This is a genomic window from Thermanaeromonas sp., from assembly GCF_021890735.1.
In the GTDB taxonomy this organism is placed as follows: Bacteria; Bacillota; DSM-521; order Neomoorellales; family Neomoorellaceae; genus Thermanaeromonas.
In genome coordinates this window covers 1-11,652 of sequence record NZ_JAKKUR010000048.1, presented here as the reverse complement: position 1 = coordinate 11,652, position 11,652 = coordinate 1, and the positions used below count along the sequence as shown (strand labels likewise).

The following is an 11,652-nucleotide window of genomic DNA, read 5'->3' as shown; positions in this document are numbered from 1 at the left end:
GGCAGGAAGCAGGCTTGGTTGTTGATTCCGTCAAAGAAGTGGCGACAATCGATGAAAGCTCTATTGAGCCTGCGCCTGCTGTCACTACGGTAAACGCCGCTTTTGTGGAAGGACTGGCCAAGACGGACGATAAGCTAATTATCATAATCAAACTGGACCTGCTCCTTGGAGTCGACGAGAAGGAAATGCTTAAGAGTGTGAGCCAAGAGGGCGCAGGGCAGGGCAACTGAACGTTGTCGGCATATCACCGGGGTGATAAAGAAAGGGATCTATCGCAACGTAGTAAACATACTGCGGCTGTTGACAGAAGTATCCGAGCAGGGGTTGATAGAGCTTGCCAGTATGCATCAGAAGATGCTGGGCAAAACCGCCATTTTCTATGACCTGGGCAAAGTACAACCCTATCTGGTGGTTGAAGAAATCGTCAACCCTAAAGAAGCCTTCGAACCGGGGAAGTTCCACACATTTAGGGGCGCTTTGCTGGCTCGTAAGGTTTATCCTGCTACTGGACCGACTTTCGGCGGGGATCACCCGGCGGACTTCCAGGGTCAACTTGGCGATAACACCAGGCCTACAACCGGTACCTGGAGCTAGACCTCTGCTCGGGAAGTGCGGAAGTGAAGCCGGTGGGGGAAACAGGTTGGATAGAAACATTAAAGCCATGATAGGATGGCCAGTGGATTTGATATAGCTGGCCTTCTAAAAACAAAGTATACCAATCATCCTAAAAAACAAATGCACATGAAGGGAGGCAATAGTCGTCTCGCATGTTGAAACTTAGCGAGGCAAGAGAAAACAAAATGCTGGAAAAGCTTAGTGGAAGTTTGCGAACCAAGATGACTGTTTTATTTGGGCTTATTGTGCTCATAGGGTCTCTGGTGTTGTGGTTGGTAAGCCAGAACCGTGCTGGAAGCGCTTTGGAAGCACAAGCTGAAGAGGCCTTACTTAAAACAGCCAAACAGGTCGCCGAAACTGTTGAAAGTCGGCTCCAGGCCCGGATTTATGTTGTAGAAAGTATAGCTCGCAACACTATTATTCGGGGCAGGGCAGGTGATCGGGAAGCCACATTAGAGGAAAAGTTGCAGGTTCTACGGGATGAATTGAAATGGGCAGAAAGCCTGGGTTTCAAACGCTTCGCTATAATTGACAAAAATGGTAACGCTGTTTACCAGGATGGCAGTACGGCCAACCTGGCTGACAGGGATTACTTCCGTAAAGCCCTTGAGGGAAAGACCTATGTATCCAGTACCCTTGTGAGCAAGGTTGACCAGACTACAATATTCGGTTTTGCCACGCCCATACGCCACTACGCTACGGGCGAAATTGTGGGCGTTCTGGTGGGTATAGTGGATGGAACCAAATTCAATGAACTGATTTCCTCCGTTAGCTACGGCCGCACAGGGTATGGCTTTGCCGTCGACAGTACGGGCAAGATCATAGCCCATAAAGATGTAGAGATGGTATTGAACCAGGAAAACTTTATAGAGCGGGCCAAGTCCGATTCTTCTCTAACCTCTCTAGCAGCCGTAATTTCCAGGATGGCGAGGGGTGAGGAAGGTGTAGGGCGATATACCTTCCAGGGCCAGGAGAAATATGTTGGGTTCGCTCCCATCAAGACTACTGGTTGGTCTGTAGGTATCAACGTTCCTAATGATGAGGTGCTGGAGAAGGCCGCTGGTTTGAAACAGACTATGCTACTAGTATCACTCCTGATAATCGTTGCAGCTCTGGTGCTAACCTTCGTAATGGCCAGAACCATTACCACGCCTCTAATCATGGAAGTAGAGCAGCTTGGGGTTATAGCTAGTGGAGACTTTACACGGCCGGTGCCTGAAGAGTTCCTGCGCCGTAAAGACGAGATAGGGAAGGTGGCCCAGGCCGTAGATCAGCTCCAGGCCCGTATACGACCGCTTCTTTCCGGTATCAAAGAAGATGCTAAGACCCTGGCAGGCAGTTCCGAGACCTTAAGTGCTACCTCTGAAGAGATAGCTTCTTCCTCCAATGAGGTGGCTAAGGCCATCCAGCAAGTCGCTTCAGGAGCATCTGAGCAAGCGAGTCATTTGCAAGAGATATTGGGCCTTATTGAGAACATAACGACCAGCCTGGAGAGAGTCTACACTGAACTCGGCCGGGTTAAGGCCAACAGCGAGGAAACCTCCCGGCTGGCTGACACAGGTAAAAAGGAGCTGGACAGCCTCATCGTTTCCATCAAAGGTGTACGTGAAGCCTTTAAGATAGTTGTAGAGAGACTTGAAGTACTTAAAGGCTCAGTAAACCAGGTAGAAGAGATTTTGGAAGTGATAAATGGTATAGCAGAGCAGACGAACCTTTTAGCCTTGAATGCAGCCATTGAGGCGGCACGTGCTGGGGAAGCGGGCCGGGGCTTTGCTGTAGTAGCGGATGAAGTACGCAAACTAGCAGAGCAATCCCGCGCCTCTTCAGACAAGATAAGAGTTCTACTGAACAACATAACTTCGGAGACCAACGAAGTAGTGACCACCTCCGAAGAAGTAACCAGGCAAATAGCCAGCCAGCTGGAAAATGTAGATCACACCATTAAGGCCTTTGATGCCATATTAGAGTCGGTGGCAGCGATAGTGCCCATGATTGAAGCAACTTATCGTGAAGTTGACAGTACCGTTAAGGCCAAGGACGTGGTGCTGGACCGTGTGCAGAGCGTGAGCGCAGTATCAGAGGAAGCTTCGGCCTCAGCGCAGGAGATTTCAGCTTCGGCTGAGGAACTATCCGCATCCACCCAGGAAATAGCGGCCAACGCTCAGCAGGTTATGGAAGTAGCCAAGAGGCTGGAGGAGCAGGTGGGGCGCTTCAAGGTGTAGAAAGGTCGGGGTTTATTGTGGGGGCTGCCCATAAGCGGCCCACAGCAGCTGCGGGGCGGCCCCTATGCATTATTGACGCTTTAAAGAAATGGGGGGTAATTTTGAGTGTGTTCATCTATACCCTGGTCTAATGTAATAACCACTATAAGACAAATTCGTTCTATATACGAGGAAAACCCTTGCATTAATCCCAGACCAGAAATTGCCTGTCCAATATGTGGTATGGCTATCCATTATATGGTCGAAATAACCCAGCTTCGGATATCTTTTAGATGCCGGCATTGTGGTATTTGTGTTGTCAATGTATAGTCAAGGTCTTAATAATTTGCTACAGGTCTAACGTGCAGGCATTGGCAAGTGAAGAAAGTATATGACCAAAGGGGAGCATTATGTTTTTCTTCAAAAGACGTGGCAAAACGGATACCTCTAATATTCCTGTTTCAAACGATCTCCCTATGGTTCAACCCCAAGAAAGTCCCCCGAAGACTTCTGCCTACGATGTTATTAATTCCGGTGACTTGCTTTTTGGCGTTAGCGTAGGACGTTTCATTATGGCACACACAGACCTTCTGGCGCTGTGGAGCCGCCTGAAGGCAGACGAAGCGGCCCGGGAGGCAGAGGTCCAGGCAGCGAGTGCCCAGGAACTCTCTGCCACAATCGAGGAAGTCAATGCTTCTGTGGAAGAAGCGGCTGCTGCCCATCACCAATTGAGCAAACTGGCAGAGACCAACCGCTCGGCATTGGCGGAAATGGACAGGCTTTTAAAAGTAGTGGCTACCGGTATCCAGCATGTGAGAGACCAACTGAATGAGGTAAACCACCGTTTTAATCAGGTCAACCAAATTGGCGAAGAAGTTGCGGAGATAGCAGAACAGACCAACCTCCTGGCACTAAACGCTGCTATATAAGCTCGCGGGCTGGTGAGCACGGACGCGGTTTTGCTGTAGTGGCCGAGGAAGTAAGAAAGCTAACTGGGTTGGGATATTTCTACGAAACTAATAGGTTGGGGAAAGGAGACAACAGTAATGACTGATATAGATATGTCCCAATATCTGGGAATCTTTCTGGACGAAGCGGAAGAGCAGTTGCAGCAGTTGGATGAGGCCGTCGTGCTTCTGGAGCAGAACCCGGGAAACAGTGAGCTTCTGCACCGGATCTTCCGCATTGCGCATACCCTTAAGGGTTCCTCGGCCTCGATGGGTTTTGAGAAGATGGCGACCCTCACCCACAGGATGGAAAGCGTTCTGGACGCACTGCGGCAGGGGCGGTTGGCTGTGAGCCGAAAGGTGGTGGACCTGCTTCTGGCGTGCCTGGATAAGCTGCGCGAGCTGAAGGAGCAGCTGGTCGGCGGTACCGAAGGCGGTGTGGAGGTAGGCGGACTGGTCGCCGAGCTGGAATCCTTGCTTGAAGGTGAGACAGAAGCAGCAGTAGCACCGGAGGATACGGTGCTGGAATTAACCGAAGTCGAGCAGAACGTCATCCGGGAGGCTGAATTAAGGGGTTACCAGGGATATGAGATTTACGTAGAGTTGGAGCCTGACTGCCGCATGAAGGGCGCGCGGGCCTTCCTGGTTTTTAACAACCTCGAAGATTACGGCGAGGTAATCAAGAGCCAGCCCCACACCCAGGAACTGGAGGCGGAGAAATTCGGCTCCAGCTTTCGCCTGATACTAATATCGAAGGAAGATGCCGATACTCTGGCCAATGTGATTAAATCAATTTCCGAGATCCGGAGGGTAGAGGTTAATCCGGTAGAACTTCACAGTGAGGCGCCCACCTCAGCCCCTGGGCAATTTTCAAAGGCGGGTAGGGTTTCCGAGCCAGGTTCAGCTGCAGTTGTTGCCCGCGGAAGAGTGGGAGAGCACTCCCAGCAGGCCTCCACAGTCGAGAGGCATAAAACTCAGACGGTACGAGTGGATGTCCGGCGGTTGGAAACCCTGATGAACCTGGTGGGCGAGCTGGTAATAGACCGTACTCGTCTAGTCGACGTAGGTAATGCGCTCAAGAATAAATTGGGAAACGAGTCGTTGTTACAGACGCTGGAAGAAATATCCATGCATATTGGCCGGGTCACCTCTGAACTCCAGGAAGAGGTCATGAAAGCCCGTATGTTACCCATTGACCAGGTATTCAACCGTTTCCCGCGTATGGTCAGAGACCTAGCCAACAAGGCTGGTAAGGAGATAGATTTCATTGTTGAAGGCCGCGAGACCGAGCTGGACCGCACGGTGATAGAAGAAATCGGCGACCCTCTCATCCACCTGTTACGCAATGCCATCGACCACGGCATCGAGCCGCCGGAAGAGAGGGTGCGTCTTGGCAAGCCGCGGCACGGAACCATCATCCTCAAGGCTTTTCACCAGGAAAACATGATCGTCATTACAGTTCAGGATGACGGCCGGGGCATGGACCCAGAGGTGATAAAGCGTAAGGCGGTAGAAAAGGGGCTTATCTCACCCGAACAGGCCGCACGCATGAATAGCCGGGATGCTCTCGACCTTATCTTCCTTCCAGGCTTTTCCACCTCCGATAAAGTGACAGATGTTTCGGGCCGCGGCGTAGGCATGGATATAGTGCGAGCCCGCCTGGAGAAGATCAATGGGATCCTCGATATCAAGACAACTCCCGGTGAGGGTACCTGTTTCACCATCAAGCTACCCCTCACCCTGGCCATCAACCGTTCCCTGCTGGTAACATTAAGCGGCCAGGTGTATGCAATCCCTCTGGCCAATGTTATTGAGATTATTGAGGTTGAACCTGCTCAGGTGAAGAAGGTACAGCGGCATGAAGTAGTGGTGGTGCGAGAGAAAGTGCTGCCGCTGCTGCATCTGGGTGAAGTACTGGGAATAAGGAGAGATGTCCGGAAGGTGCAGGGGCGGGTTGCCGTGGTTGTTGTGGGGGTGGCGGAAAAGCAGGCAGGTTTTATAGTGGATTCGCTTCTGGGCGAGCAGGAGATAGTAATTAAGTCTCTGGGTAACTACATTGGCAAGATACCCGGTGTCGCAGGCGCTACCATCATGGGAGACGGCCGGGTAGCTCTGATACTTGACGTGCGTGGCTTGATTGAAAACCTCCCTGGCGAGGGAAGTTTTGAGCTGGCTGGATAAAGTACCACTTCAACTTATGAATTGCCGGGATGAGATACGGAGATGGATCCAGGATGGCATGAAGGGAAAATAGTGTGGTGCATGCAGCGCGGTTGTGCCCCATTATCGGGCCTCAATCTGCTTAAATTCTATGACCGGCAAAATATGGAAATCCATATTCCCACCTGCGGCCGTGCAACAAGAAGCAGAGGTTTACCGGTAAAGTACCTGCTTCTAACCCCTCACTGCTGGTCCCTAACCTTGACACGGGCCTAAGGTAGAATTATGCTTGATTAGCAACCAATAACTATGCTATCTTCTAAATAAAAATAGCCTGTCGAGAGCTTACTTAAACATCATGGGGTCTTACAACCTACCATTTAAGGGGAAACCCGCCGAAAGGCGGGGACGCAAAGCCACGGGCCTGAGGCTTTTAAGGGCTATGGTAGTCGGGTTGCGCGTGGGGGTCTTAAGCTACCGCACCAGGTGCAAGGCGGGTGCTCCTGGTGTTTTGTTTTTGATCCAGCCGACCAAAGACGGCCAAGAGGGGTAAAAGGTTCCTATGAGCACTTCTTATGATAATCTTTCGGTATATGTAGCTTTGCAAGGGGGAAAGCTTCTAGTATACCATCCCCCTGACGGTCCTTACCCTGCTGTTATCCTGGGGCCGGGAGTAAAACTACAAGTAAACGAGCGAGAATATCTCGAGATTGACCAGCCCATCCCCATCAGTATCCACGACCATGTGGTGGTTACTACCTTGACAGAAGAGAGTGAAGGGAGCTGGTCTCTAGAAGTAACTCCGGATAATATGGTGGCGATATTAAAATTAAAACCCTCTCGTCGTATCAGATATGTTCTTAAGGATTCTCCTCCGGCCCCAATCTTAAGGTTAGAAGGAATACCTATTGAGGAAATTCTATTGCCGGTAACATTGAGTGAATTAACGAATAAATTGAAACAACTAGGTGTCGTACATGGTATCGATTGGGAAACTATAGAAAGGCTGTTTGTCAATCCACAAGAGAAAGAAGTGATTATAGCTAGAGGTACTCCTCCAGAACCTGGTCAAGATGCCAAAATTGAACTCCTGTTCAGTTTAGAGGAAAAAATAAAGATAGAAAGCTCTACGGAAGAGAAAGTAGACTTGCACCAACGTTTTGTTTATACTTCTGCCGTACCAGGCCAAATTCTCGCCCGCAAGCATCCTGCTCAACCTGGAAAACCTGGCCGTGATCTAAAAGGAAATATAATCCTTCCCCCTAAGCCCCAAGATGTAGCCTTGAAAGCTGGGGAGGGCACTACATTAACAAAGGAAGGATTAGAAGTTGTAGCTACCAAACCAGGTAGGCCGGTAGCCATCGATATACCTAGAGGAATGGAGATAAAGATCATTAACGTATTGCATCACGATAAAGACGTCGATAAGTCCTCTGGTCACATCATATTTGCAGGCGATATTATAGTCAAGGGTAATGTACTAGAGGGGATGCGGGTCGAAGCGGGGGAAAGTGCCGTTATAGAGGGTACAGTTTCTGGAGCCAGTATTAAAGCCTTGGATTCTGTAATGATCAAGGGCAACGTCCACGCTTCAACTATAATCGCTGGAGAGAAGTTCGCTCTCCTAAGGAACGGTCTTTCGCTCCTAAAGAGTCTATCATCTCAGATAGAAGAGTTACTTCTGGCCCTCAACCAGCTTAAAGAGAAGTACACAGGAAGGATCATCGGTCCTTTAGTCAAATTGTTGCTTGAACGGAAGTATCCTGGTATTCCATCATCTATTCAGGTCCTTAAAGAGTACGTCAAGAAGCTCCCCTTTGAGTATCCTCCCCTTACCCGGTTTTTAAACAACATGGAGTATAAGTTAGTACGGATGCCCCTTGGCATAGTCAGCATCGAAGATATAGAGGAACTATATAATGAGGCTATGGAATTGCTAGGCCATATTCAAGTGCAGGACAAAATAGAAAACGGCAATGTGACTGTGGGTTATGTGCTTAACTCCAAAATTATCGCCTCAGGAAGCGTGACCGTAAGCCGTATAGGTTGTGACAATTCTTATATCGAAGCAGGAAAGAAGGTTATGATCCATGGTGCCTTTAGAGGCGGGGAAATAAAGGCAGGAGAGGATGTGTACGTAAGGGAACTGGGCACCCGGGGCGGAGCCAAAAGTGCAGTCACGGTACAAGAAAAAGGCGTAGTTACTATCGAACATGCCTATGAAAATAGTTCTGTAAAAATAGGTGTGCGAATCTATCTCTTCACCAAGGAAGAAAGAAAAATAAGGCTTCGCCTTAATGCGGAAGGTGAGATAGACGTTATACCCTGGAGGTAAGAGAGCCTGAATAGATTTTGCCACACTGGAGAACCTATGCAAAGCCCTAAACTGCCAGTCCGGAGAGCTTTGGTCTACGTGCCCGATGAGGAGCAGAGAGCCGCTAATAGCATAGCTGGCCGTGTAAGCTCCCTAAGAATGGCCAGCTCCTAGCTCTTTCTCTGCTAAGAGGCTTTTTAGACGGTTATTTTCGGCGCTGATTGCTTTAAGCCTTTTTTCGAGCTCTTCCAGGCGTTGTTTTTTTTTAGCTTCAGGCAGAGGTTAGAGAGCCGTTTTTGCACTTCCTTTTAATCCAGCTATAGATAGTATTTTCGAAGATTTGGTGACGCCTGGCGACCAGGGCTACGTTACCGACCTCCTGACATTCAGCCAAGGTTTGCTCTTTGAATTCCTCGATATACTATCTCATTGACCCACCCCCCCCAGGGGTATTATAGGTCCTATACAAAGATTTTCCAATTTGCTTAGGAGACTAAACAGCTTAAAGGCCCGCACCTCCAGCGTCCTGTAGGTGGTGAACCGCCATTGTTGGAGACAGAGTATTAAGCCGGAGGGATTTTATTCGAATGTGCTATTATGCCGGTCTAGGTATGACGGCTTTGGGGCTTGCATCGTGCACGCCGGGAAGTTGGAGGAAAAAGGAAGACCCAATGATGAGAAAACCTGAGTCCAGTTACGACGCCACCACCAAATCGGGTTTGGTTGGTAAAAAACCTACAGCTACGGCAAAAGTATATCTGGTAAAGACCCGGGACAGGAAAGAAGGGGTTAAGAGGTTGTTGGCGCTCCTGGGGCCTTTAGCATACGCGGGCAAGAGTATACTGGTGAAGCCCAACTTTAACACAGCCGACCCGGCGCCGGGCTCCACCCATAACGATACCCTGGAGCAGCTATTAATTGAGTTGAAGGCGGCTGGTCCATCCTCTATCGCCGTCGGGGAAAGAAGTGGCCCCCCTTTGACTGAAATCGTGCTCAAGCAAAAGGGGGTAATCGAGCTTTGCGATAGATTAGGAGTAAAGTTAATTAACTACGACAAGCTTCCTCCCGAAGGCTGGGTGAAATTCTGGAGGGAAGGTTTACACTGGAGGAACGGTTTTTATGTGGCTAAACCCGTCTTAGACGCAGACGTAAATATCGGCACCTGTACCTTGAAGACCCATGCTTACGGAGGGGTTTTCAGCATGTCTCTGAAGCTGGCGGTGGGAATAACTCCGCGCAGGGGGTACTCTTTGATGAGCGAACTCCACAGTTCGCCCCATATGGGAAAGATGATCGCCGAAATTAATCTGGCGTATACCCCGGACTTCGTTCTGATGGACGGAGTTGATGTTTTTGTTGACGGGGGGCCAGACCGAGGAACGAGGAGGGAGGGAAACGTTATGCTCCTTTCTAGAGACCGTGTAGCGTTAGATGCCGTAGGTTTGGCAGTTTTAAAAGATTTAGGCAGTAATAGAAAGATTATGGAAGTACCGATCTTCAAGCAGGAACAAATATCGAGAGCGGTAGAGCTTGGCCTTGGAGTTCGTAGTGCTGAGCAGATAGAGATAATTGCGGACGACAGGGAAGGCAAAAAATATGCAAGCCGCCTGGAAAAAATCTTAAGAGAATAGGGTGGTGTTTTTTCGGCTTTAAGGAGCACGTATCTTCCTAAATTTAGCATCTCAGAAGCTCGGTAACTCTCCAGATGGAATGATGATACGCCACGACGGTTAACAGATACTTGTGGAGGGGGCGTATTCGCTATTTAGCCCCTAAGCAACCGAAGGCGTAGATTGTACCGCGGGAGTAGAGAAATAATTAATGGCGCCTTCTTGGGATCGGAATGAAATAGGCCCTTTTGACCGATGTTTGCGTTGCTCTTTACCCCTCGCAGGAACGACTTGGCTTTTTGCTTGAAATGCGGGCAAATAGATACTGTATTTGCTGTACCAACTGTGCCTAAGAAAGGATTTTGCAAGAAGCACAAAAAACCCTTTATTGGTTTTTGTTGTTTATCCACCCGCGCCATTTGTGAAGACTGTATCGCGCGACCTAATTACTCCATTCTCCTTCCACATCTTACTGCGATAGATGCCTAGAAAAAACCAAAGAAAATAGAGGAAGGGTTTTCTTAAGGAACTTAAAGAAAAAAAGATATGCGCCAAGCATGCAGAAACAAAAGCAGAGTTTAAGTGACTGTGCATATTTTTCCCGAACCGGGTTAGTTATTAACCGCGTGGATAAAGGGCTTTACTGTTTAACTTGTTTTCGCAAAAAGGTCAAAAATAAAACGAGTTGGATATCGAGCGATAAGGTTCCTTGGATGTCAAACCTGTAATGTTCTTACTTAGATACCTGAAACGTCCTAACACCGATCGTTAGCCGATACGTGGGACAGTATACTAGGGCATGTTGCGAGCAGTGCATAACTTGATGCGGCCTTGGCGGGGGAAAACTGCGGAAATGAAGGTTGACCGTGGCTGACCTGGACCTCTTGATCGGAGCACGGCAGTTTTGTTATGGCTCGTGCTTCTGACAGACAATCGGCGTCACTATGAAAAGATACCGGGGAGCTAGCTAGCTGAAGCAGGGGCGGGATGAACTTGTCTGGACATTGGATATTGTCCTCCTGGGAGGCTACACACCGGGGATTTTGGGGAGAAATAATGCCCAGCCCTGTGTTGGGGTCTTTCGCCTGCCGGGAGACACTGGGTGTATACACGACTTAAGGTGGAGGGGTCGGGTTTTTACTCCAGCCCTTTTCCTTTCAGAGTTTGCGGCGAACGGGGAACCTGCCCTTTTAGCCTTTTGGGGATGGAACGGTGAGCCGGTGAGGGTGTGTCTACCAATATTAGTAGCATACGCCTGCTGTCAGGGGATATCCTTGCTTCGGCAGAGGGTTCAGCCGGGTTCTCCGCTGGGTTTAGATGCGGGGTTTCCAGGCCTAAGCAGGCCTCCGTAGCGGATGAGGTGTGCTGGCTGTAAAAGTGCTGGAAATGTCAGGTTCTTACGGAGTATAATATTTTTCTATGAGGAAGCCAAGGAAGACGGGGGAGAAGGAGAGCAAAAAATATGCGCCTTCGAACTGAATTGGAAAAAGTAAGTTCAAAAAAAGGTTGTGCCCGTGTTTAAAAAACACGGGGTGGCGAGGGCGGCCGTATTCGGCTCCTTTGCCCGGGGTGAGGCAAGCGAGGACAGCGACTTGGACTTCCTTATCGAGTTTGAAGGCCAGAAGACACTGCTGGACCTGGTAGCGCTCAGGCAGGAACTGGAAGAGGTTATAGGCAAAAAGGTGGACGTGGTGACGTACGCTTCCCTGAACCCGAGGATGAGAGAACAGATAATTAAGGAGCAGGTGGATCTATAATGGACCCAGAAATTTAGACACGAAAAATGGGGGTCCTAAGCGTCAAAA

General features: G+C 49.4%; 9 protein-coding genes, 1 pseudogene and 1 riboswitch. Of the genes and pseudogenes, 9 read left to right on the top strand and 1 reads right to left on the bottom strand.

Translation table 11 applies throughout. The features are described from left to right. From L5656_RS07985 to L5656_RS11395, 7 genes and pseudogenes are all read left to right on the top strand, one after another. Positions 1-230: chemotaxis protein CheW (locus tag L5656_RS07985; RefSeq protein ID WP_297201532.1), on the top strand; the 230-nt coding region annotated here is incomplete at its 5' end. A 22-nt stretch (positions 231-252) separates the two neighbouring features. Beyond that, positions 253-594, top strand: a complete 342-nt coding sequence (locus L5656_RS07980) for a hypothetical protein (protein ID WP_297201529.1) — start codon at positions 253-255, stop codon at positions 592-594. A gap of 206 nt (positions 595-800) precedes the next feature. Continuing rightward, positions 801-2,837 carry a methyl-accepting chemotaxis protein gene (locus L5656_RS07975; protein WP_297201526.1) on the top strand — a complete coding sequence of 679 codons (2,037 nt, stop codon included), beginning with the start codon at positions 801-803 and terminating at the stop codon, positions 2,835-2,837. An 854-nt stretch (positions 2,838-3,691) separates the two neighbouring features. Then, positions 3,692-3,807, top strand: a pseudogene (locus tag L5656_RS11500) (methyl-accepting chemotaxis protein); the annotation flags it as partial. A gap of 55 nt (positions 3,808-3,862) precedes the next feature. After that, positions 3,863-5,944, top strand: coding sequence for a chemotaxis protein CheA (locus L5656_RS07965; RefSeq protein WP_297201521.1), 2,082 nt, complete (start codon positions 3,863-3,865; stop codon positions 5,942-5,944). A 354-nt stretch (positions 5,945-6,298) separates the two neighbouring features. Continuing rightward, a riboswitch (cyclic di-GMP riboswitch) is annotated at positions 6,299-6,385 on the top strand. A 100-nt stretch (positions 6,386-6,485) separates the two neighbouring features. Continuing rightward, positions 6,486-8,258: a DUF342 domain-containing protein gene (locus L5656_RS07960; RefSeq protein WP_297201519.1), complete on the top strand. Its 1,773-nt coding sequence runs from the start codon at positions 6,486-6,488 to the stop codon at positions 8,256-8,258. A gap of 10 nt (positions 8,259-8,268) precedes the next feature. After that, positions 8,269-8,373 (top strand): helix-turn-helix domain-containing protein, encoded by a 105-nt coding sequence (locus tag L5656_RS11395; protein ID WP_366018126.1) that lies wholly within the window; start codon positions 8,269-8,271, stop codon positions 8,371-8,373. A 135-nt stretch (positions 8,374-8,508) separates the two neighbouring features. Here L5656_RS11395 and L5656_RS11390 read toward each other — a convergent pair whose 3' ends face one another. Further along, the gene (locus L5656_RS11390) at positions 8,509-8,655 is read right to left on the bottom strand and encodes a transposase (RefSeq protein ID WP_366018124.1); all 147 of its coding nucleotides are present in this window, start codon (positions 8,653-8,655) and stop codon (positions 8,509-8,511) included. A gap of 256 nt (positions 8,656-8,911) precedes the next feature. On the opposite strand from L5656_RS11390, the gene L5656_RS07955 reads away from it, so the two are divergent. Beyond that, a complete protein-coding gene (locus tag L5656_RS07955; protein ID WP_297201516.1) occupies positions 8,912-9,868 on the top strand; it encodes a DUF362 domain-containing protein in 957 nt (318 codons plus the stop codon). Positions 9,869-11,355: 1,487 nt separating this feature from the next. Then, positions 11,356-11,604 (top strand): nucleotidyltransferase family protein, encoded by a 249-nt coding sequence (locus tag L5656_RS07950; protein WP_297201514.1) that lies wholly within the window; start codon positions 11,356-11,358, stop codon positions 11,602-11,604. Positions 11,605-11,652: the final 48 nt, after the last annotated feature.